Below are 23,025 nucleotides of genomic sequence, written 5' to 3'. Positions count from 1 at the left end.
GAAGTCCGTGTCTAGTATGAGATGCGGATTTTGTAATATAAATGCTTATTAAAAGTTAGTATGTGACAAAAAGAAACAAAAATGAATTGATTTTTTGACATTAAAGTGCTAACATCCAATTAATAACGAAAGCGATCCTTCAGGGCAGGGTGTAATTCCCTACCGGCGGTGATGCGTGTTGGGGATTTATTTTCCACCGATATGGCAAAGTCCGTGACCTGTCTGCTTATAGCAGATGGCTGATCTGGTGTAATTCCAGAACCGACAGTATAGTCTGGATGGGAGAAGGAGTGGGTGTAAGCCGGTGTGGTTGCACTCCGCAGGAGTGATGTCGCATAGCATTCAGCTCGTTTGGATGATATGTGTGGAAGGCTTGTTTATAATGAGTTTTCTGGTACATAATACCGTATATAGAAACTCTTCACCTGATTTTTTTGTATATCATTCTATAGCTCGAATGGGTATGCAATAAGGTATGTGTTTATTTTCACTTACCTGTTAACTGGTTTTGGTGAAGTGTCGGTATTGGTGTGTTTCATCTCTCCTGCAGATGACAGTAGTCTTCCATCATCCCTACCTGAACAGATTGTTCGGTGGGGATTTTTTAGTTCGAGATTATAACCGTGGGGTGAACGGATATGGAAATGATCAATGATGAATTTTATATGGCGTTAGCACTGGATATGGCAGAACGGGCACAAGGACAGACTGGAATTAATCCTGTCGTGGGATGTGTCGTTGTTAAAGAAGGACGTGTTGTTGGTCTAGGAAGCCATCTGAAACGAGGCACAGGCCATGCAGAGGTGCATGCGCTGAATATGGCTGGAAGCGACGCGGAGGGTAGTACCGTTTACGTAACGCTTGAACCTTGCAGTCATTATGGCAAAACGCCACCCTGTAGCGAACGTTTGATCCATGAGAAGGTTAAACGGGTGGTGGTTTGTTGTGAAGATCCGAATCCGCAGGTTTCTGGTACAGGCATTAGTATGTTGCGTCAACAAGGCATCGAAGTTGAAGTGGGTGTTTTGCGCGAACGCGGAAGACGTATGAATGAAAAGTTTATCAAGTTTATTACAACAGGTCTTCCTTTCGTTACCCTCAAAACAGCTTCTACGCTGGATGGAAAAATTGCTACGCGTAGCGGGGACAGCAAATGGATCTCCAACGAACTGGCGCGTGAGATCGTGCATGCGCTTCGTCATCGTCATCAAGGCATTATGGTTGGCGTGGATACGGTAATCGCCGATAATCCGGAGCTGACTACCCGCTTGCAGGTAGAAGGCATCAGTCCGGTACGGATCGTTGTGGATTCCAAGCTGAGGTTGCCTGTAGGCTCCAAAATGGTCAAGGATGGACTTGCGCCAACTTGGGTGCTTACAACCGATGAGGCTAGCCAGGAAGCGGCTGAGCGACTCGAAGCTTACGGTGTTGAAATTATTCGCTGTGGGCCTGGACCACGCGTAGATTTGCTACATGGGCTGAGCAAACTGGGAGAGCGGGATATTGGCTCGATTCTGCTAGAAGGCGGCGGTACACTAAATGGTGCAATGCTGGAAGCACGGCTCGTAGATCGTTTACTGATGTTTATCGCTCCCAAGATTGTGGGTGGATATGATACTCCGGGAAGTTTCCGTTTTGAAGGCGTAGAGCGCATGAGTCAGGCAATCCAATTGCATCAGCTGGAAATTGAGCAAGTTGGAGATAATATTAGCATTGGCGGTATTCCGATTTGGCCAGAATAGGAGGAAGATAGCATGTTTACGGGTTTGGTGGAAGAAGTCGGTCAGATCCGGCGCATTGGCCGTAAAGGTGAGGCCCTAGTTCTGAACATCGCTGCTTCTGTCATTATGGACGATCTAAAAATTGGTGACAGTGTTGCGGTTAACGGGGTTTGTCTTACCGCGACTACGCTGGAAGGCGGAGGTTTTACCGCAGACGTCATGCCGGAAACGTATCGACACACCAATCTCAATCAGCTTCAGTCCGGCAGTAAGGTTAATCTGGAGCGGGCCATGTTGTCCGGTGGACGATTCGGCGGTCATATCGTGCAGGGACATGTGGATGGGACTGGGGTTATCGGTAGTATTACTCGGGATCAGAATGCAGTTGTTTTTGAGATCAGACCGGGTGACCATGAACTTTTCAAATTTCTAATTCCAAAAGGTTCGGTCACTTTGGATGGGATTAGCTTGACAGTGGTACAGACGACTCAAAGTTCCTTCACGGTTTCGATTATTCCCCATACGATTGGGGAAACGGTTTTGAATGTCAAAAAGACAGGAGATACCGTCAACATTGAATGTGATATTTTGGGGAAATATGTAGATCATCTGTTGCAATACGGCAAGAGCCATGCGGAAACGAGAACAGGCAAGCCAAGCAGTCTTAGTGAAGAGTTTCTCTCCAATCACGGGTTTGCATAAACATAGGAAAGACAGGGATAAAACATAGAACTGGAAACAGGAGGTGCAGCTGATGTCAGAACAATCCGAGCCATCCATTCTGGACTCAATTGAGGCAGCTATTTATGATTTGATGCGGGGTAAACCCGTAATTGTGGTCGATGACGAAGATCGGGAAAATGAAGGGGATTTTATTGCTTTGGCTGAAAAAGCAACCCCTGAGGTCATCAATTTCATGATTACCGAAGGTCGAGGACTCGTCTGTGTTCCCATTACGCAGCAGCGGGCAGATGAATTAAATTTGAAACCGATGGTTCAGCAGAATACAGATTTCCATGGGACAGCTTTTACGGTCTCTGTGGATCACAAAGATACAACGACGGGAATCTCGGCGCATGAGCGTTCCATTACCGTTAAAGGTTTGATTGATCCGAATGCGAAAAGCAGTGATTTTCGCAAGCCGGGTCACATGTTTCCGCTCATTGCCAAAGACGGCGGTGTGTTGCGTCGTGCCGGACACACGGAAGCGGCAGTTGATCTGGCGATCATGTGCGGCTCTTACCCCGCAGGTGTCATCTGTGAGGTGATCAAGGAGGATGGTACGATGGCCAGACTTCCTGACCTGCAGGAGATTGCACGTAAGCATGATCTGAAACTGATTAGTATCCAGGACATGATTCGTTACCGGAATGAGAAGGAGAAGCTGGTGCAACGTGAAGTTTCCGTGCGTATGCCGACGGACTTTGGCGAATTCCAGGCAGTGGCGTATACGAATGCAGTGGATAATAAAGAACATGTTGCCTTGGTCAAAGGGGATATTGACGGTTCCAAACCTGTATTGGTTCGTGTTCACTCCGAATGTTTGACTGGCGACGTGTTCCACTCTCACCGTTGTGACTGTGGCCCGCAGTTTGATGCGGCGCTGAAGCAGATTCATGATGAAGGTAATGGCGTACTGCTCTATATGAGACAAGAAGGCCGTGGGATCGGTTTAATCAACAAACTCAAGGCTTACAAGCTGCAAGAAGAAGGTCTGGATACAGTGGATGCCAATCTGAAGCTTGGTTTTGCTGCTGATCTGCGCGATTATGGGATTGGTGCACAAATTTTGAAGGATCTTAATGTTCGTCAGATTCGATTATTAACGAATAATCCACGGAAAATTAAAGGCTTGGAAGGATATGGTCTGGAAGTGGTAGAGCGTGTACCGATTCAGATGCAGGAGAATGAAGATAATACAGCTTACCTTCACACCAAGCAAGCCAAATTGGGCCATATGCTCAAGTTTGATGATATCGAGCAGAATGAACAGTGATTTCAGCTACTCACGATATTTTTCTGATATGTAAATATTGGAGATTTCACATGTTCAATTGCAGCACCTATAACATTATATATCGACAGGGAGATGACGATAATGCCTAACTATTTTGAAGGACATTTGGTATCGGAAGGTTTAAAATATGGCGTGGTAGTTGGACGTTTTAATGAATTTATTACGAGCAAGTTGCTTAGCGGGGCGCTGGATGCGTTCAAACGTCACGGTGTGCAAGATAATGAAGTAGATGTAGCTTGGGTACCGGGAGCTTTCGAAATCCCGCTTATCGCTCAGAAAATGGCCGAAAGCGGCAAATACGATGCAGTCATCACACTCGGAACGGTTATCCGTGGGTCAACAACACATTATGATTATGTCTGCAACGAGATGGCTAAAGGGGTAGCGGCAATTAATCTGAAAACAGGGGTGCCGACCATCTTTGGATTGGTTACTACGGAGAACATTGAACAGGCGATTGAGCGTGCAGGAACGAAAGCCGGCAATAAAGGTTGGGATGCTGCTACAGCTGCAATTGAAATGGCGAACTTGACGAAACAGCTAAAATAGTGCTTATTTAATAGTAGTGCCCTGCTTTGCGCAGACGAAATCGGGATACCGGTTTCGGACGGCTGGCAGGGTTTTGTATTTTTCTGGCGGGAGGATTCGTCTAGTGACGGTAGTTACATACAAACTGGAGACTTTTGAAGGGCCTTTGGATCTGTTGTTGCATCTGATTGATAAGGCTGAGATCGACATCCAGGATATTCCCATCAGCGATATTACCGATCAGTACATGGCGTATCTGCATTCCATGCAGGAGCTGGAACTGGATATAACAAGTGAATTTCTGGTGATGGCAGCTACGCTGCTGTCCATCAAGAGCAAACTTTTACTGCCCAAACCGCCGGTAATCGAGGATTTCAAGGATTATGATTATATGGAAGATGAGGATTATGATCCGCGTGCCGAACTGATTGCACGCCTTATCGAATATCGCAAATATAAAGGAATAGCGCGGCATCTGCATGAACGGGAATGGGAACGCAGTCTTATTTTTTCTAAAGAGCCCGAAGATTTGCGACCTTATATGCCTATGGAGGAACAAACGAATCCGGTGCAAGGTCTGCATACTTCTGATCTCATCGCGGCGTTTCAGAAAGCACTTCGAAAGGCTGAGAAGCGTACAACGGTCACCCGGATCAAAAGGGACGAAATTTCGGTCAAGGATCGCATACGTGAAGTTATTGGTGCCTTGGAGCATTTAGGTCCTGGGGGGCGGTTGTTATTTTCCAAGCTTATGGATGATCAGATATATCGCCATGAGATCGTGGTTACGTTTCTAGCAGTGCTGGAGCTGATGAAGATGAAGCAGATTGTTTGTTACCAGGAACGGTTGTTTGAGGATATCGTTATGGAGTGGAGAGGGGAAACAACGAATCATGGATTTTCCGAAATTGAAGTCGATTATTGAGGGCCTTTTGTTTTTGTCCGGAGAAGAAGGTCTAAGTGTCAAACAGATTGCTGAAATTGTGGACCAGCGGGTAGAACTGGTTACGGATGCCATTGAGGACATGATCGTCGATTTTGCAAGGCAAGGGCGAGGTGTGCAGATTCTGAAGATTGCAGGTGTCGTGCAACTCGGAACATTGCCGGAACATGCGGCCTATTTTGAGAAGCTTGCTTACTCTCCTGCACGTACATCGTTATCCCAAGCGGCGCTTGAAACTTTGGCCATTGTAGCTTATCGTCAGCCCATTACACGGGTAGAGATTGAGGAGATTCGTGGCGTGAAATCGGAGCGTGCCATCCATACACTCGTGAACAAGGATCTCATTGTTGAAGTGGGGAGAGCGGAAGCGATTGGACGCCCGATATTGTACGGAACAACGAAGTCATTCCTTGATTATTTCGGACTAGCTTCGATTAAAGATCTTCCCGAACCGGGTTTGTTTGAAGATTCGGAAAACTTGGAGGAAGAAACGCAGTTGTTATTCAACAAGTTGGACATGAATCAGCCGGATGTCTCGGATACTGACGTACAAAGCGTGTTTGATTTTGAAGAGGAAGCAGCATTCCCGGAAGAAGATATCGCTGTAGATCCAGAGGATGATTCTTCGGGTTCCTCCTCCTAATAAATGCTAATAGTTAAAGCCATATAAGGACAATGTGGAGATCGATCCACGTTGTCTTTTTGTATTTTCTCCAGAACAGCGGTGAAGTTGTCTGGAAAGATGTATACGATATCGAGCATTTCGATGGTGATTTCGGCAAAAATTGGGGAATTTCATGGCATTCGTGAATTTTTTCCAGCAAGGAATGCCATACTAGACATGATAAGAATCGAGGGCTTGGAGGTAAGGCCTGTGTGGATCTGGCTTGGAGGAATCGGTTTGTTCATCGCACTGCTGATTGCCGCAGTCCTCATCTCAAATGTTCATGTTCATGTTATATTTCGCAAACATAAGAGCGATGACTACGCAAATATCAATGTTCGACTGCTGTATGGCTTCGTGCGGATGAATTACGAAATTCCGAGCATTGTTTTCCGAAATATGAAAGAAGGCTTCTTGCTTAAAACAGAACAGTCCATGAACCATTCCCGAGGAGAAGTTTTGGGTAGCGAGCAGGTGAACAAACGAAAAGTAAAAAACTGGGTAAAAGAAGTCAAGGTGATGCTTCGAGCAACAGAGGCTCTGAAAGTATGGGTCAGACAGACGCTCAGACGAGTATATATAACGAATCTGTTCTGGTCTACTGCGGTTGGTGTAGGTGATGCTGCTTACACAGCAATGCTAACAGGTTGGTTATGGAGTATTAAGTCCATGATTGTTGGCTTCTTAACGTACCAAATGCGTTTCAAAACGGTGCCTGACCTTGAGGTTCTTCCGGTATGGTCCGACGAGATGGAATTTCGAACAGAACTGGATTTCAAACTGCGAATCCGCATGACGGCCATCTTAATTGCTGGAATGAGACTGCTTACCCGCGTGCTGCAGGTCGAGGGTGGCTGGCGAATGTGGATTAAACTCCTTCGGGAGCAACGCCGCAAATCAAAGCAAAAGAAGAAGCATAGGCACATTGCGGAAAAGGAAGCTCGTTAAAGCAGAACTTAACTAGCCTGAGATTGAATCCACTGTATTGGTGTTAAGGTTCTGCGACGAGAACATGCGATAACGATTCCCTGTATTGATTACATAAGTCCTGCAAGTTTGGGGATGATATGGTTAGATCAAAAACCTATATAAGTTGATTAATCATTGACACAACTTGTTTGTGTTAATCTGCTTAAGCTCAACGGATATAGTTTATTATTGAAACTGGAGGGAAGTCACATGTCAGATCATCCAATTCAAGGATTAATGGAAACTGCAATGGAAAATATCAAGGGCATGGTGGATGTCAATACAATCGTTGGCGATCCTGTAGAAACACCGGATGGTACGGTCATTCTGCCGATTAGTAAAGTTGGATTTGGCTTCGCGGCAGGCGGAAGTGATTTTAATGTAAGTGATGGAAAAGGTAACAACGCATCAAGCACAACGGAACATGCTCATTCCGCAAAGGTTGCTTCCCCATTTGGCGGTGGTAGTGGTGGGGGTGTATCCATCCGTCCAATCGCTTTTCTGGTTGTTGGCAAGCAAGGTGTGCACATCGTGCCGCTTGACAATTCGACGCACTTGTTTGAAAAATTGATTGATTCAACACCTTATGTACTCGATCGCATTCAGGAAATGTTCCGCCACCGTAATCATGGCACAACAGAACATGATGTGCGGGTGACAACGGATCATACAACGTATAGCTGAGTCATATGATTAATTCGTAATCCCTCTGGCACTTTAAGGTGCAAGGGGGATTTTTGCTGTTTTTTCCTGTGCGGGACATACTCCGGGTTGTCCAGACATAGGATAGTACAAGATTCCAAGCGACCCGGAGGAATGTGGATGCGAAAATTAATGAAGGTTATTGTAGGTACGCTCTTGCCTGTACTGTTACTTTCAACTATGGGTGCATCGTCAGTTCAGGCGACCATTGCTGGACCGTCTACTCATGCGCAAAGTGCAGCGCTCATCGATGTGACATCAGGGCGAATTCTGTATAGTAAAGATGGGGACAAAGAGTCGCGCATCGCAAGTTTGACTAAAATCATGACTGCCATCGTTGCGATTGAAGAAGGTAAGTTAGATGCAAAGGTCAAGGTTACACCATCTTCTTTTGCCAAAGAAGGATCTTCGCTATACCTTAAACTGGGCGAGGAGATGACACTAGAAAATATGTTATACGGTCTTATGCTTCGCTCAGGTAATGATGCGGCTTCGGCAATTGCTGAGCATGTCGGCGGTTCGGAAGAAGGTTTTGTTTTGCTTATGAATAAAAAGGCAGAGCAGATCGGTTTGACTCGTTCTCATTTTATGAACCCACATGGTCTGGATGCCGAAGGTCATTACTCTACCGCAAACGATCTGGCGAGGTTAACGGCTTACGCGCTCCATAACCCGGTATTCAAACGCATCGTGGCAACAGAAAATAAATCCGCCCCCAATCCGAATGAAAGCTGGGAGTACTCCTGGCATAACAAAAACAAAATGCTTCGCTTGTATGAAGGTGCGGATGGGGTGAAAACTGGATACACCAAAAAGGCATTCAGATGCCTGGTCAGCTCAGCGACTCGTGACGGGCAACAGCTGGCCGCGGTGACACTTAACGATGGCGATGACTGGAACGATCATGCGAAGATGCTGGATTTCGGCTTTGAACATTTCCCACTAATCGAGATTGCCAAACAGGAACAGCCTGTTCAGAACATGGAACTCGTAACAGGGCGTGGTTTTAAATACCCGCTCGCCAAAGGAGAACAGGAAGACATAACCAAGACATTGGTTCTGCTGGATAAACGTACACAGGACGCTGTGACAGAGAATAAACAATCAACAGATCCTTCGTTTGGACTAGCCGGGCGAATTGAAATGCAGTTGAAAGGCGAACCAATCGGCTCGATACCTGTGTATTACAAAGGTAGCTATATTCCGCCAGAGCCACCCATCGCAGATGCTACTATAGGTGGAATAGGAGAGGTCACGACTTGGGTTTCCGCCTGGAAGGCAGTGCTAAGTCGACTGTTATCACCTTGATTTTGATTTAAGGATAGAAAGATCGCTCTTGTGCTTGCTGTTACTGGGAGGAATGATTCCAATGATCAATCTGATCTGGTTAATGATGATCTTGATCGGCTTTGTTTTTGCGGCAGTGAACGGGAAGATTGAAGTGGTCACCCAGGCAGCATTTGATGGTGCGGCAACCGGTGTGACGGTATGTTTCGGTCTGATCAGTGTACTCGTATTCTGGATGGGAATGATGAAAATGGCCGAAGATGCCGGCCTTCTTGGACGGATTGCAAAACTTCTTGGCCCGGTGGTCGGATTTCTATTTCCCGATGTACCCAAAAACCACCCGGCTATGGGTTACATCTTATCCAACATGAGTGCAAATTTGCTTGGACTAGGGAATGCGGCTACGCCCATGGGAATTAAGGCGATGCAACAATTGCAGGAACTGAATCCTGACAAGCAGACTGCATCCCCTGCTATGTGTACACTGCTGGCGCTGAATACCGCGAGTATTACGATTATTCCAACAACGCTGATAGCGATCAGGTTGAACTATCATTCTGCGAACGCCACGGAGATTGTAGGCACAACTTTAATGGCTACCATTATAGCTACGCTTGCTGCCATTATGGCTGATCGCTGGTATCGAAATAGAACTCTCCGCAGATCGCCGCGTATATCCAAGAGCGGTAATCCCGGCATGAAAGGATGAGCTACCTTGTTAACCTTCATTAACTGGATATCTGTCTGGGCCATTCCGGTTATTATCGCGTTTGTTCCATTATATGCGTTTACCAAAAAGGTCCCGGTCTATGAATCCTTTGTTGATGGGGCCAAGGACGGCTTCTCGACTGCAATCAGCATCATCCCACATCTGGTGGGAATGATGGTTGCCATTAGTGTTTTTCGTGCCTCGGGAGCACTGGATTTTGTGATTCAGTTCTTCACTCCTCTCGTCTCGTGGATGGGTGTGCCTGGAGAAGTCCTTCCGCTAGGGATATTACGACCATTAACAGGGACAGGCTCGCTTGCATTTACAACGGATTTGATCAAAACGTATGGCCCTGACTCCATGATTGGCCGGATGGCCTCTACCATTCAAGGCAGTACGGATACGACGTTATATGTGCTAACTGTGTATTTCGGAGCAGTTGGTATTCGGAACGGACGGTACGCGCTTAAGGTTGGATTGTTTTCGGATGTCGTTGGATTCATAGCTGCACTTGCCATTTGTTTGATCGTTTTTGGTTAAACTATTACTCCTTTCCTACCGATATACTAGTTATGCTAGAATAATAACGGAGGAGAGTGAGACATGCAGAAGAGTTGGAAACGAATGCTCCGTTACGTGTTGACAAGTATGCTCGCTATAACGATGCTTGCAGGTTCGACAGGGTTAGCAGGTGCTCAAGCTGAACAGACGATTCATTTTACAGGTTATTTTGACAAATCATTACGTGCTCAAATGGCGACTACGGCCGATTCTTTTCCGGTTGTTAATGTGCGTTTGGTTAAAGCAAATGAACCGGATATGGTTTATTATGACGTGGGAACTTCGATTCTAATATCGAAAGATGAAGTATTAACCAATTACCATGTTGTTCAGGAATTCGCTGAGCTGTCTGGCGGAGATAAAGGGACGTTGACGGTTGCGAGCCCAGGTGCGCTCAATCAGGCGGTTAAAGCTAAAATTGTTAAAACTGATCCTGTAACGGATATGGCTTTACTCAAGCTGGACAAACCGATTGACGCTGAACCGGTGAAGTTTGCTGATGCGAGGGACAATCAGGTTGTTTATACCATTGGATTTCCTAAAAACCCATCGGGAGATCTTGTCATATTAGATGATGATTTTCCTTCGACATACAACACGATAGCGAAGAGTCGGGTATTTAGTGCTCTGGCGAGTGAAGTACCGGGAAAAGTAGGCATTGGAAGCATCGTCAAAGCAATGGCTCAAGGCAATTCAGGTGGACCAGTGCTTGATCAGAATAAACAGGTCATTGGCATGATGACGTTTGTATATGGTGGACGGACGTATTTTATTTCTTCAAAGACATTGCAGACATTTGTGAAAGAAGCAGCTGTTCCAGCGAAAAAGCCGGTTGTGGTGGCAGGCAAAGTTGCGAATTAGAAATGAACTACGAATTAAATAGATGATAAGGGTTTACCTTTGCGTGGTCTGAACGAAATCAGCCGTGGCGAGGGTAAGCTTTTTTTGTATATCGAGACTATAAAATATCTGTTCTACAACGCACAAATTAGCGATAAAGCTCGAACGTTCACAAAAACATTGGATAATCCTTGTGATTTCCCGGTTGGATGGGTATCATTAGTGTGAGGTGACATGACAAACATGGAAAGATTACAAAAAATTATCGCGCAGGCAGGCATTGCATCCCGCCGCAAGAGTGAGGAACTGATCCTGTCCGGCAAAGTGGAAGTTAACGGGGAGGTCGTAACCGAACTGGGTACGAAAGCAAACCCCGAAGAGGATATCATTACGGTCAATGGAAAACCGATCCGCAGTGAGAAAAAAGTGTATTTGATGCTGAATAAACCTAAAGGGGTTATTACAAGCGCATCAGACCCGGAAGGCCGGAAAATCGTATCGGATTATCTGAAAGGCGTTAAGGAACGTGTTTATCCGGTAGGACGTCTTGATTATGATACCGAAGGGCTGCTTATTCTGACCAATGATGGCGAATTTGCGCACTTGCTGACGCATCCTAAACATCACGTACCCAAAACGTATCTGGCAACAGTTAAAGGGGTACCACATGGTACGGAACTGGAAAAGCTCAAAAATGGAATTATGCTTGAAGACGGTATGACAGCGCCAGCAGAGGTCGAGTACAAAGATGTGGACACAGCAAACAATGAAGCTGTTATTTCGATTACGATTTATGAGGGACGAAACCGTCAGGTAAGACGTATGTTTGAGGCAATCAATCATCCGGTAACACGTCTGAAGCGGATTTCGTTTGGAGGCATTTTGCTGCAAAATCTGAAAAGAGGGCTGACACGTAATCTGACCAAAGAGGAAGTTAACAATCTGATTACGCTCGCAAAATCGGAACCCGCCAAAAAAATGAAAAAAAGGTAATGTGAGGACACATAATTTTCATAAAACCGCCGCAGATTTGTGACGAAATTCGCTATAATTGTTCATAGAGTGTTCACAGTTTCTATAACAAGAAGGCAAATCAATAATATCGTCACTTTAAAGGGGAGCAGCACATGGGAAAATCAAGAAGAACGGTGCAAATCGTTATTTTGTGCTTGATCCTGGTGTTGGGTGGATACGCGATTACAACATCGGTATCCGGCTCGAACGGCAAGCCAAAGGAAGGGGATCGAGCCCCTTCTTTTGAACTGCTGGGCCTGGATGGTCAAGTTCATACGTCTGATGAGTATCAAGGAAAAGCGATGGTTATCAATTTTTGGGGCACATGGTGTGAGCCTTGTGTGAAAGAGATGCCTGCTCTTCAAGCGCAGGCTGACAAATGGAAAGATAAAGGTGTGCAATTTGTTGGAATCAACGTTGGAGAAGATCAGATGACGGTAGATAATTTTGTACGGCAGGTGGGTGTTACATTTCCGATTATGTTAGACCGGGATAAAAACTCCGTTCGAGACTATGGGATCTCTCCGATGCCAACAACGTTTTTCGTATCTGAAACGGGAAAAATCTCCACGATTCATATCGGGCAATTGGATTTGGACACACTTGACGCTCAAATCTCACAGCTGGCGAAGCAGCCCTGACAGGAGGTCTACTTGTGTTCCAAAATACGAAATGTGAGTGTGGTCACCAGAATCCGGTAGGAACCGTATTGTGCGAGGCGTGTGGTAAGCCGCTTCTGGAGGAAACCGCTCAATCGAATGACGTGTTAGAGATGCGTTATGATGGGATGGCCCGGCGTTCACAGCGAAGTAATCCCAATATTATTGATCGCATATGGAATTTCTTTTCATCTGTCAAAATTGCAGTTTATATGATTGTGCTCACGCTCGTTGGTTCCATGCTAGGTACGATCTACCCGCAAGAAAGTACATTTCTGAATATTGATCCTTCGGTTTATTACAAAGAAACCTATGGTCAGTTAGGCCATATTTATTATCTTCTCGGACTGTCTCATACATATGAATCCTGGTGGTTTATTCTACTGCTGGTAATGATCGGAGCATCGCTTGTGATCTGTAGTCTGGATCGTGTGCTTCCACTGTACAAAGCGCTGAACAAGCAGCGGATACGGAAACATCTGCAATTCCTGACGCGGCAGCGACTTGTGTATCAAGGTTCTATTGAAGAGGCACCTGAAGAGTGGATTAAGAAAGCGGTTACGCCGCTTCGTAAGAAAGGATATCGTGTTCACACACAAGGGGATGCTTTGCTTGCGGAGAAGCAACGTTTTAGCCGTTGGGGTCCTTATGTGATTCATATCGGACTTATTATTTTTCTGCTCGCTGTACTCGCTCGCGGACTTCCAGGTCTTAATCTGGACGAACATGTTGCTTTTCCCGAAGGGGAAATTAAAAAAATTCCAAACACGTCCATGTATCTGAAAAATGAGAAGTTTAATGTGGAGTTTTATAGTGACGACGAGGTTCCTGAGCAGTTCAAAAATTTGAATAAAACAGTTCCCAAGTTGTTTGAAACCAAGGTTGTTTTGTACGAATGCACAGCCGATTGTTCGGATCTCTCCAAAAAACCTCAGCTTGTAGAGGTTGCAAGACATGACGTACGGGTGAACCAGCCACTGAATTACCAAGGTCTTAAGGCATACCAGTTTGACTACGATCTAACCCCGACGATTCGCTCGGTGACACCGGATCTGGTCAATGTGAAAACGGGCGAAGTATACGGTTCTTTGAAGATTGACATGATGGACACGCAACGCACCTTTGAGGCAGGACCATATACATTGACGGTGAAAGAAAAATTTATGGATTTTGCTCTGGATGATAAGGGAGAACCAAAATCAAAATCACCTTCACCCAATGCACCTGCATTTCTTTTTCATATTGAAGGTCCGGATCTACCAGAGAAGGGGATTCAATACTTATATTTTGCCAAACAAATTGACAAGCAACGTTTTCAACAGGATGCAATCAACCGCCAGCTTGTAGGAGGGGAACTTCCATTACAACTGGAGGTCGACAGTATGGACAAGGTAGATCTTATTCAATCGGTAAGCTACCTGAATATACGTGTGGACAAAGCGATGCCTTTTGTATGGGTAGGGGCAGGCATTGTAATGCTGGGTCTTGTCATGGGCTTTTACTGGCATCATAGACGCATTTGGATTCGGTTCGATGATGAGCGAATTACGCTTGGCGGGCATACCAACAAAAACTGGTTTGGCTTCAGACGAGAAGTTGCTGGCATTTTGAAACAGATGAATCTGGAAGTGGATGAGAAGTCGTTGGATAACGGGGGGAACCAAGCATGAATATACTGGATTTCAGCAGCGACGCATTTATCGTATCTTTTTTTCTGTATTGTGCTGCGTTTTTATTATATGCAGTGGCCGTCATGGGCAAGAAATGGAGTAACCGCGATCCGATCGATCATTTGAATCGTTGGGGTAAACGGGCGTTTATCGCATCTACGGTTGCGTTGACAGCACATTTTGTTTTCTTTATCACCCGCTGGATTGGTGCAGGCCATATTCCGGTAAGTAATATGTACGAATTCATGTCCTTTTTATCCATGATGATTATGGTAGCGTTTATCGTTGTGTACGCAATTTACCGCAAATCTCTGCTGGGCTTGTTTGCACTTCCGCTCACGATTATCATTATGGCATATGCAGCCGTATTTCCGCAGGAAGTTCAGCCATTGATTCCCGCATTACAATCAATTTGGTTGAAGATCCACGTTACGCTGGCTGCTTTGGGTGAAGCGTTTTTTGCAGTAGGTTTTGCTGCGGGATTTATGTATCTGCTTCGTACCGTTGATTTTAGTGGAAAAGACAAATCTTCTCGTCGTCAGCGCGGCTGGGTGGAGTTTACGCTCATTACCATCGTTGTGGTGATCGGATTTATTGGAACCGTGTTTGCCTTCCGTGCATCCGGTTATGAGGCCGTTTTTGTACAGAAAACAGTCACCATTGACACAAAGGGAGAAGAAAATAGTACAATAGAGAAAGTGATTTATCGCATGCCTCCTATTTTTGCTCCATATAATAGTGAAGTGGAGAGCTTGAAACCGTTCCTTGGAATGAAGGAGCCGTTGCTTGAGACGCCTTCATGGATGAATGGCGTGAATGCAGGACGTAAGCTGAATACAGTCATCTGGTCAATCATTACGGGTCTGATTTTATATGGAATCATTCGTTTAATTGTACGCAGACCGCTTGGACAAGCGTTACAGCCGATGATGAACGGAATTGACGCGGATGACCTTGATGAGATCAGTTATCGCGCTATTGCGATTGGATTCCCTATTTTTACGCTGGGAGCTCTGATCTTTGCTATGATCTGGGCACAAATTGCCTGGAGTCGTTTCTGGGGCTGGGACCCTAAAGAAGTGTGGGCACTGATCACTTGGCTGTATTATAGTGTGTATTTGCACTTGCGTTTATCCAAAGGATGGCAGGGACAGAAGTCCGCTTGGCTTGCTGTGCTCGGTTTCCTGGTTGTTATGTTTACACTGGTTGGTGTAAATCTGATCATTGCAGGATTGCATTCCTATGCTGGAGCAGACTAGTAAAGTCAGTTAAAAGTAGTGGCAAAACAACGGTAATTCATGATATACCCGTTCCAGTAAAACGGGTATTCAAATATTGTTCGCAAGATCGAACATAATAGAAGTGATGAGGAGTTATTGTAAAGGGGCTTGAGTGGGCATGTCAGAACATGAGAATCGTATTTTGGTTGTGGATGATGAAGAAAGAATCCGCAGGCTACTTAAAATGTATCTTGAAAAAGAAGGTTACGAAATTGATGAAGCAGAGGATGGCGAAACAGCGCTTCGTAAAGCAACGGCCGGAGATTACGGCCTGATTTTGCTGGATGTTATGCTACCAGGTATGGATGGTGTTGAGGTATGCACTCGGCTTCGTCAGGTCAAATCTACCCCTGTATTAATGCTTACCGCAAAAGGGGAAGAGATTAACCGTGTACAAGGTTTTGAAGTAGGGGCAGATGATTATGTGGTAAAGCCATTCAGCCCGCGTGAAGTGATTTATCGGGTGAAGGCTATTCTGCGCCGCTCTTCTGCAACAGCGTATCTTTCGAAGGAGAGCAATTCAAGCAACAATATTGTATTTCCACATCTTGTTATTGAGCATGATGCACACCGCGTGACTGCGGGTGGTGAAGAGATCAGTTTGACACCTAAAGAATATGAGTTGTTGCATTACCTTGCAACATCGCCAGATAAGGTTTTCTCCAGAGAAGAATTGCTTAAGGATGTATGGAACTACGAATTTTTCGGTGATCTTCGTACCGTAGATACCCATGTGAAGCGTCTTCGCGAGAAGCTGAACAAGGTATCACCTGAATCGGCAGCGATGATAACAACCGTGTGGGGTGTCGGTTATAAACTGGAAGTACCGAAATAACTTTGCTTTCTGGAGATCACTGGTTGGAAAGTTATGGATCACAATTATATGCCTTGTGGGCTGTGTGCTGATTGCGCTAGGGCTCTTTCTGTTACCCTATATCGATACCAACTTTGCTGAGTCAGAATCAAGGGACATCAAAAGGCTGTTTACTTATATTTGCATTGTTGGATTCAGTCTAACAACGTTTTTTGCATTATTTCTGTTCACCAAAATTACACAGCCTATGCAACAATTAATTCAGGCAGCTAATGCCATCCGTAAAGGGAACTATGGCACGAGACTTTCTCTCCGTACCAATGATGAAATAGGTGAACTTGCAAATACATTTAATCACATGGCTGTTCAACTGGAAGATACCATTCGAAATTTGAATCATGAGAAGGAACATTTGGCGAGCGTGCTGCGAAGCATGACGGATGCCGTGATTACTTTTGATGGTGAAGGCAAGGTCATTTTGACGAATCCGCTTGGTGAGAAAATTATGCAGGCCTGGTATGCTCTAGACTGGGCTCAGGAGGATGAGGGTTTGGATGGTCATCCTTCTGCAAACCCGTCCCGTGATGTTCCCGAACCGCTTGTAACCTTATTCAGACTGGTGATGGAGCAAGGTGGGGACCAGAGTTCCAATGTTCATGTGCAACAAGGAGTATGGTCTGTTCAAATGGCCCCTTTGTATGCAGATAGTGTGGTACGGGGTGCGGTGGCTGTCTTGAGAGATGTTACCGAAGAAGTGAAGATGGAGAAGATGCGCCGGGACTTCGTTGCTAATGTATCTCATGAAATTCGTACACCGTTATCAATGATGCAGGGATACAGCGAGGCTTTACTTGACGGGATGGCAACATCGCCCGAAGAGAGTGAAGAACTGATTCAGGTCATTCACGATGAGTCACTGCGGATGGGTAGACTGGTCAAGGATTTACTTGATCTGGCCCGTATGGATGCAGGGCATACTGACATGAACATGAAGGAAGTTGAACTCGGTGAACTTCTCGAACGTATTTATCGCAAATTTATGGTGCGTTCGAAGGAACAGGGGATTCAACTTCAATTCGAATGCAAACAGCAGATGATCTCACTTCAACAAGCAGATGAAGACAGGCTGGAGCAAGTATTCACGAATTTACTGGATAATGCATTCAGACATACACCTGTTGGTAAAAGTGTGAAAATTTCTGCTGAGCTTGTTACTAACTTGCGTGCTCCTTTTGCCAGAGTGAGTGTAAAAGATCAGGGTGTGGGTATTCCTACATCAGACCTGCCTTTTATTTTTGAACGTTTTTATAAAGCGGATAAAGCTCGCGTTCGGGGAGAAAGTGTGGGAACCGGGCTTGGCTTGGCGATCGTAAAAAACATCGTAGATGCTCATCAGGGCACGATTCATGTCAATAGTGTGCTTGGTGAAGGAACGGAGTTTATATTACAATTTCCGGTAGAATCTTCGAAATAGGTTGATTTTAAACAAAATGTGCCGAAACACCCTCTGATAGAGGGTGTTTTTTTGTTGAAGTATTCCGTTTAATCTTGTTCAACGTGGAACAAGGTCGTATCCTTTTTTGTCCGCAAAAAAATGTCCAAGATAATTTTTGAACACCTCCTTCATAAGATTGAAAAATAAGATGTCTAAGGAGGATTGATTAAAGTATGTCCGATGGACGTAAAAGAGTAAATATTAAAGCGTTTTTGGAAGGGAGATCATTCCGGGCAGGTTCGCCGTTTATACCCATAACAGCTAGTGAACTTGAGCAATATGAGTCGATTCTTCGTTCTCTTGCTGTAACCATTCCCAGTGCAATTAGTCAGCCGAGTGCATCAAATATACTTGCGTTGCAGAACGGATTACGTCAGTTACTTACTTTTGTTAATGAATCTGAGTTCCGAGCTGGGGTAAAAGCGGAGCTTCAAGCTGTATTAGAACTGACCATTGCTTCTTCTGAAGTCATTCCTGTTGCTTTAATTAATCTCGCAGGGAATTTGCAAAATCTGTTGGATGACTTGTTAAGTTTAACATTGCTTTTGGAGGTACCTCCCGAAGTAAAAGATCGGTTAGTCGGATTAATTCGTTCCATATCTATCTCGTTAAGCAGAGCCACAACGACTTTCGGTACGGGGGGGATTACAGGTGCTGCAGGTCCTCCCGGTGTTCCAGGCGTACCAGGGGTCCCTGGAGTTCCTGGATTGAGAGGAGCTACTGGTCCAACAGGTGCAGCAGGGCCAACTGGTTCTGTGGGTGCTGCGGGTGCTGTCGGCCCTATAGGCCCGCAGGGTCCACAAGGACCACAAGGAGCGACAGGAATTCCAGGTGTAGGGTTAAACAATATTACAACGTTTAATCCTGCAGCTGGATCAACTTATGCGCAAGGCCAGGTAGTTAGTTATGATGGAAGTCTTTTTGTGGCTAACGTAAATGGCCCGGTGGGTTTACCTGGAAGTTCACCTGATTACACGCTCTTGCTTGCCGCCGGTTCTACAGGTGCAACTGGGGTTACAGGTGTAGGACTTTCTGGAGCTATTCCTTTTGATGCTGCTCTTGCGCCGGGATATGCTGCAGGTCAAGTGGTTACTTATAATGGCAGTACTTATATTGCCAGTGTAGCAGGTCCGACAGGGACACCGGGTACATCTTCGGACTATACATTGATCGCTGCATCAGGAGTGACAGGAGCTACTGGGGTGGGCCTTAACGGTGCTATCACCTTTGACCCAGCTCAAGCGCCAACGTATTCATCAGGCCAAGTGGTGACGTTCAATGGTAGTACGTATATTACCAATGTCGCTTCACCGACAGGCACGCCTGGAAGTTCACCTGATTATGCATTAATCGCTGGTGCAGGACCGACGGGGGCTACCGGCGCTACAGGTGTGGGGCTCACTGGGATTGTACCATTCGATCCTGCTCAAGCGCCAACATATCCAGCAGATCAGATTGTAACGTCTAATGGTAGCACATATATTACGAATGTCGCCGCGCCAACGGGTACACCTGGAAGTTCACCAGACTATTCGTTGCTTGCTGGAGCAGGCTCAACCGGAGCAACAGGTATAGGTTTAGAGGGAGTTATACCATTTGATCCGGCTGTTGCGCCAACATATTCATCAGGCCAAGTGGTGACGTTCAATGGTAGTACGTATATCACCAACGTGGCTTCACCAACGGGTACACCTGGAAGTTCACCAGAATATACATTACTTGCTGGAGCAGGACCAACAGGAGCTACAGGATCGAGAGGAATTACTGGTGCAACTGGAGCGACGGGTGTAGGATTAAGTGGAATCGTCGCGTTTGACCCAGCAGTAGCCCCAACGTATCCAGCCGGTCAAGTGGTGACGTTCAATGGTAGCACGTACGTCACCAATGTGGCCTCGCCAACGGGCACGCCAGGCACCTCGCCAGACTATACGTTACTAGCAAGTGCAGGGGCTACTGGTGTAACGGGTGTAACTGGGGAAACAGGAATAACAGGTGCGACCGGTATTGCTGGACTGACGGGAACCACGGGAGTAACGGGAGCGACGGGTGAAACCGGGGTGACTGGCACAACGGGTACAGCAGGAGAGACTGGAGCAACTGGTGCAAGCATTACAGGTGCAACAGGAGCCACGGGTGTAGGGTTAAGTGGCATTGTGGCATTTGACCCAGCAGTAGCGCCAACGTATCCAGCCGGTCAAGTGGTGACGTTTGAGGGCAGCACGTATATCACGAATGTGGCTTCGCCCACAGGCACGCCGGGCACCTCGCCAGACTATACGTTACTAGCAAGTGCAGGAGTCACAGGAGGCACTGGTGTAACTGGTGCGACCGGTATTGCCGGAGAGACTGGAGCAACCGGCGCAAGCATTACGGGCGCAACGGGGGCCACGGGTGTAGGATTAAGCGGAATCGTGGCGTTTGATCCAGCAGTAGCCCCGACGTATCCAGCCGGTCAAGTGGTGACATTCAATGGCAGTACGTATATCACGAATGTGGCTTCCCCAACGGGCACGCCGGGCACCTCGCCGGATTATACCTTGATTGCAAGTGCCGGGACGACAGGTGTAACTGGGGGAACGGGCATAACTGGCGCGACCGGTATTGCTGGAGAGACCGGAGCAACTGGCGCAAGCATTACGGGTGCAACGGGGGCCACCGGCGTAGGGTTAAGTGGCATTGTGGCATTTGACCCAGCAGTAGCTCCGACGTATCCAGCCGGTCAAGTGGTGACGTTTAACGGTAGTACGTACATCACGAATGTGGCTTCGCCCACAGGCACGCCGGGCACCTCGCCAGACTATACGTTACTAGCAAGTGCAGGAGTCACAGGAGGCACTGGTGTAACTGGTGCGACCGGTATTGCCGGAGAGACTGGAGCAACCGGCGCAAGCATTACGGGTGCAACGGGGGCCACCGGCGTAGGGTTAAGTGGCATTGTGGCATTTGACCCAGCAGTAGCGCCGACGTATCCAGCCGGTCAAGTGGTGACGTTCAATGGCAGTACGTATATCACGAATGTGGCTTCCCCAACGGGCACGCCGGGTACCTCGCCGGATTATACGTTATTAGCAATTGCTGGGGCGACAGGTGTAACTGGGGAAACAGGAATAACGGGTGCGACCGGTATTGCTGGATTGACCGGAGCAACCGGCGCAAGCATTACGGGTGCAACGGGGGCCACGGGTGTAGGATTAAGCGGAATCGTGGCGTTTGATCCAGCAGTAGCGCCGACGTATCCAGCCGGTCAAGTGGTGACGTTCAATGGCAGCACGTATATCACGAATGTGGCCTCGCCAACGGGCACGCCGGGCACCTCGCCGGATTATACCTTGATTGCAAGTGCCGGGTTGACCGGTGTAACTGGGGGAACGGGAATAACGGGCGCGACCGGTATTGCTGGAGTGACCGGAGCAACTGGCGCAAGCATTACGGGTGCAACGGGGGCCACCGGCGTAGGGCTAAGTGGCATTGTGGCGTTTGATCCAGCAGTAGCCCCGACGTATCCAGCCGGTCAAGTGGTGACGTTTAACGGTAGTACGTACATCACGAATGTGGCTTCCCCAACGGGCACGCCGGGCACCTCGCCGGATTATACCTTGATTGCAAGTGCCGGGTTGACCGGTGTAACTGGGGGAACGGGAATAACGGGCGCGACCGGTATTGCTGGAGTGACTGGAGCTACGGGAGCAACGGGCATAGAAGGAGTCACTGGAGCAACTGGTGCAAGTATTACGGGTACAACGGGGGCCACGGGTGTAGGATTAAGCGGAATCGTGGCGTTTGATCCAGCAGTAGCGCCGACGTATCCAGCCGGTCAAGTGGTGACGTTCAATGGCAGCACGTACATCACGAATGTGGCCTCGCCAACGGGCACGCCGGGCACCTCGCCGGATTACACCTTGATTGCAAGTGCAGGGGCGACAGGTGTAACTGGGGAAACAGGAATAACGGGTGCCACGGGTACCGCCGGAGTGACCGGAGCCACCGGCGAAAGCATTACGGGTGCAACAGGAGCCACAGGAGTAGCGGGAACGACGGGTGAAACCGGGGTGACTGGTGCAACGGGTATCGCCGGAGTGACCGGAGCCACCGGCGAAAGCATTACGGGTGCAACAGGAGCCACAGGAGTAGCGGGAACGACGGGTGAAACCGGGGTGACTGGTGCAACGGGTATCGTCGGAGTGACTGGAGCAACCGGCGCAAGCATTACGGGTGCAACAGGAGCCACAGGAGTAACGGGAACGACGGGTGAAACCGGGGTGACCGGAGCGACGGGTATAGCCGGAATAACCGGGGCCACCGGTGCAAGCATTACGGGTGCAACAGGAGCCACAGGAGTAGCGGGAACGACGGGTGAAACCGGGGTGACCGGAGCGACGGGTATAGCCGGAATAACCGGGGCCACCGGTGCAAGCATTACGGGTGCAACAGGAGCCACGGGAGTAACGGGAACGACGGGTGAAACCGGGGTGACTGGTGCAACGGGTATAGCCGGAGTAACCGGCGCCACCGGTGCAAGCATTACGGGTGCAACAGGAGCCACGGGAGTAACGGGAACGACGGGTGAAACCGGGGTGACTGGTGCAACGGGTATAGCCGGAGTAACCGGCGCCACCGGCGCAAGTATTACAGGTGCAACAGGAGCGACGGGTGTGACTGGAGCCACCGGAGTAACAGGAACTTCGGTAACTGCTAACTCAGCATTTGCTGAGAACATTAACGGTACAATTGTTGTTATTTTGGGCGGTACTCTTATAGCATTACCAAGCAACCAGAATTTTGGCACGGGTATAACTGTCAACGGTACAAGTGATACCTTTACACTGGCTAATGCCGGTCGCTATTTTATCTCTTATCGAATCAATCTGACTGCTGCGTTGGCAATACAATCTCGCGTGTTGCTTAACGGGACAGCTATTTCGGCGAGCGTGGTATCGCCAACACTCTCACTTAATCAATTACAGTCGGAGTTTATTGTTACTGTAACAGCGGGATCTTCAATCCAGCTCCAATTGTTTGGTCTCGCCGGCGCAGCCGTCCTCTCGCCTCCAGGTGCAACATTGACCATTATTCAATTAAGTTAAATCCGAATATGCATTTGTACAAAAAAAGACGAGATCCTTAGTGGGTCTCGTCGTCTTTTTCAAAGTAT

At 47.3% G+C, this 23,025-nt stretch carries 19 protein-coding genes and 1 riboswitch; all 19 genes read left to right on the top strand.

All coding sequences use genetic code 11. The annotated features are described in order from the left end of the window. The first annotated feature begins 131 nt into the window (after nt 1-131). Nucleotides 132-294: riboswitch (FMN riboswitch) on the top strand. A 344-nt stretch (nt 295-638) separates the two neighbouring features. The 19 genes from ribD (at nt 639) to ACT89M_RS18040 (ending at nt 22,957) form a co-directional block, all read left to right on the top strand. Then, nucleotides 639-1,742 carry a bifunctional diaminohydroxyphosphoribosylaminopyrimidine deaminase/5-amino-6-(5-phosphoribosylamino)uracil reductase RibD gene (gene ribD / locus ACT89M_RS18130; protein WP_090922409.1) on the top strand — a complete coding sequence of 368 codons (1,104 nt, stop codon included), beginning with the start codon at nt 639-641 and terminating at the stop codon, nt 1,740-1,742. Between the two features lie 12 nt (nt 1,743-1,754). Further along, the gene (gene ribE / locus ACT89M_RS18125; RefSeq protein ID WP_090922407.1) at nt 1,755-2,423 is read left to right on the top strand and encodes a riboflavin synthase; all 669 of its coding nucleotides are present in this window, start codon (nt 1,755-1,757) and stop codon (nt 2,421-2,423) included. 52 nt (nt 2,424-2,475) lie between these two features. Continuing rightward, nucleotides 2,476-3,717, top strand: a complete 1,242-nt coding sequence (locus ACT89M_RS18120) for a bifunctional 3,4-dihydroxy-2-butanone-4-phosphate synthase/GTP cyclohydrolase II (protein WP_308723119.1) — start codon at nt 2,476-2,478, stop codon at nt 3,715-3,717. Nucleotides 3,718-3,819: 102 nt separating this feature from the next. Further along, nucleotides 3,820-4,287, top strand: a complete 468-nt coding sequence (ribH, locus tag ACT89M_RS18115; protein ID WP_090922403.1) for a 6,7-dimethyl-8-ribityllumazine synthase — start codon at nt 3,820-3,822, stop codon at nt 4,285-4,287. 103 nt (nt 4,288-4,390) lie between these two features. Further along, entirely contained in the window at nt 4,391-5,191 is an 801-nt protein-coding gene (locus ACT89M_RS18110; RefSeq protein ID WP_308723118.1) for a segregation and condensation protein A, read from the top strand. Further along, nucleotides 5,160-5,852 carry an SMC-Scp complex subunit ScpB gene (gene scpB / locus ACT89M_RS18105; protein WP_308723117.1) on the top strand — a complete coding sequence of 231 codons (693 nt, stop codon included), beginning with the start codon at nt 5,160-5,162 and terminating at the stop codon, nt 5,850-5,852. Before ACT89M_RS18110 ends, scpB begins: the two co-directional genes overlap by 32 nt. A gap of 231 nt (nt 5,853-6,083) precedes the next feature. Then, nucleotides 6,084-6,821, top strand: a complete 738-nt coding sequence (locus tag ACT89M_RS18100) for a DUF2953 domain-containing protein (protein WP_487344771.1) — start codon at nt 6,084-6,086, stop codon at nt 6,819-6,821. Nucleotides 6,822-7,052: 231 nt separating this feature from the next. Next, on the top strand, nt 7,053-7,526 hold the full coding sequence (gene ytfJ / locus ACT89M_RS18095) for a GerW family sporulation protein (protein WP_090922394.1): 474 nt from the start codon (nt 7,053-7,055) through the stop codon (nt 7,524-7,526). 138 nt (nt 7,527-7,664) lie between these two features. After that, nucleotides 7,665-8,852 (top strand): D-alanyl-D-alanine carboxypeptidase family protein, encoded by a 1,188-nt coding sequence (locus ACT89M_RS18090; protein ID WP_308723116.1) that lies wholly within the window; start codon nt 7,665-7,667, stop codon nt 8,850-8,852. 61 nt (nt 8,853-8,913) lie between these two features. Further along, nucleotides 8,914-9,540 (top strand): nucleoside recognition domain-containing protein, encoded by a 627-nt coding sequence (locus tag ACT89M_RS18085; protein WP_090922320.1) that lies wholly within the window; start codon nt 8,914-8,916, stop codon nt 9,538-9,540. 6 nt (nt 9,541-9,546) lie between these two features. Continuing rightward, entirely contained in the window at nt 9,547-10,080 is a 534-nt protein-coding gene (locus tag ACT89M_RS18080; RefSeq protein WP_090922318.1) for a spore maturation protein, read from the top strand. A gap of 63 nt (nt 10,081-10,143) precedes the next feature. Beyond that, nucleotides 10,144-10,962: a S1 family peptidase gene (locus ACT89M_RS18075; protein ID WP_308723115.1), complete on the top strand. Its 819-nt coding sequence runs from the start codon at nt 10,144-10,146 to the stop codon at nt 10,960-10,962. A gap of 222 nt (nt 10,963-11,184) precedes the next feature. After that, nucleotides 11,185-11,934, top strand: coding sequence for a pseudouridine synthase (locus ACT89M_RS18070; protein ID WP_154888517.1), 750 nt, complete (start codon nt 11,185-11,187; stop codon nt 11,932-11,934). Nucleotides 11,935-12,068: 134 nt separating this feature from the next. Continuing rightward, a complete protein-coding gene (locus tag ACT89M_RS18065) occupies nt 12,069-12,596 on the top strand; it encodes a redoxin family protein (RefSeq protein WP_145413182.1) in 528 nt (175 codons plus the stop codon). Nucleotides 12,597-12,610: 14 nt separating this feature from the next. After that, complete coding sequence (gene resB / locus ACT89M_RS18060) at nt 12,611-14,284, top strand: cytochrome c biogenesis protein ResB (protein ID WP_154888519.1); 1,674 nt, start codon at nt 12,611-12,613, stop codon at nt 14,282-14,284. Continuing rightward, on the top strand, nt 14,281-15,543 hold the full coding sequence (gene ccsA, locus ACT89M_RS18055) for a cytochrome c biogenesis protein CcsA (protein WP_154888521.1): 1,263 nt from the start codon (nt 14,281-14,283) through the stop codon (nt 15,541-15,543). Before resB ends, ccsA begins: the two co-directional genes overlap by 4 nt. Before the next feature lie 139 nt (nt 15,544-15,682). Next, the gene (locus ACT89M_RS18050) at nt 15,683-16,399 is read left to right on the top strand and encodes a response regulator transcription factor (RefSeq protein ID WP_110894386.1); all 717 of its coding nucleotides are present in this window, start codon (nt 15,683-15,685) and stop codon (nt 16,397-16,399) included. Nucleotides 16,400-16,454: 55 nt separating this feature from the next. After that, nucleotides 16,455-17,852, top strand: a complete 1,398-nt coding sequence (locus ACT89M_RS18045; RefSeq protein ID WP_308723171.1) for an ATP-binding protein — start codon at nt 16,455-16,457, stop codon at nt 17,850-17,852. Nucleotides 17,853-18,046: 194 nt separating this feature from the next. After that, nucleotides 18,047-22,957 carry a BclA C-terminal domain-containing protein gene (locus ACT89M_RS18040; protein WP_487344770.1) on the top strand — a complete coding sequence of 1,637 codons (4,911 nt, stop codon included), beginning with the start codon at nt 18,047-18,049 and terminating at the stop codon, nt 22,955-22,957. Nucleotides 22,958-23,025: the final 68 nt, after the last annotated feature.

The organism is Paenibacillus sp. NN59, assembly GCF_057597225.1.
This window is presented reverse-complemented; position numbering and strand designations above follow the sequence as displayed.

Coding starts and splice junctions, on each gene's coding strand:
- ACT89M_RS18040 (WP_487344770.1), top strand. CDS start 18,047: ATGTCCGATGGACGTAAAAGAGTAAATATTAAAGCGTTTTTGGAAGGG.
- ACT89M_RS18050 (WP_110894386.1), top strand. CDS start 15,683: ATGTCAGAACATGAGAATCGTATTTTGGTTGTGGATGATGAAGAAAGA.
- ytfJ (WP_090922394.1), top strand. CDS start 7,053: ATGTCAGATCATCCAATTCAAGGATTAATGGAAACTGCAATGGAAAAT.
- scpB (WP_308723117.1), top strand. CDS start 5,160: ATGGATTTTCCGAAATTGAAGTCGATTATTGAGGGCCTTTTGTTTTTG.
- ACT89M_RS18090 (WP_308723116.1), top strand. CDS start 7,665: ATGCGAAAATTAATGAAGGTTATTGTAGGTACGCTCTTGCCTGTACTG.
- ribD (WP_090922409.1), top strand. CDS start 639: ATGGAAATGATCAATGATGAATTTTATATGGCGTTAGCACTGGATATG.
- ACT89M_RS18120 (WP_308723119.1), top strand. CDS start 2,476: ATGTCAGAACAATCCGAGCCATCCATTCTGGACTCAATTGAGGCAGCT.
- ACT89M_RS18065 (WP_145413182.1), top strand. CDS start 12,069: ATGGGAAAATCAAGAAGAACGGTGCAAATCGTTATTTTGTGCTTGATC.
- ribH (WP_090922403.1), top strand. CDS start 3,820: ATGCCTAACTATTTTGAAGGACATTTGGTATCGGAAGGTTTAAAATAT.
- ribE (WP_090922407.1), top strand. CDS start 1,755: ATGTTTACGGGTTTGGTGGAAGAAGTCGGTCAGATCCGGCGCATTGGC.
- ACT89M_RS18070 (WP_154888517.1), top strand. CDS start 11,185: ATGGAAAGATTACAAAAAATTATCGCGCAGGCAGGCATTGCATCCCGC.
- ccsA (WP_154888521.1), top strand. CDS start 14,281: ATGAATATACTGGATTTCAGCAGCGACGCATTTATCGTATCTTTTTTT.
- ACT89M_RS18075 (WP_308723115.1), top strand. CDS start 10,144: ATGCAGAAGAGTTGGAAACGAATGCTCCGTTACGTGTTGACAAGTATG.
- ACT89M_RS18085 (WP_090922320.1), top strand. CDS start 8,914: ATGATCAATCTGATCTGGTTAATGATGATCTTGATCGGCTTTGTTTTT.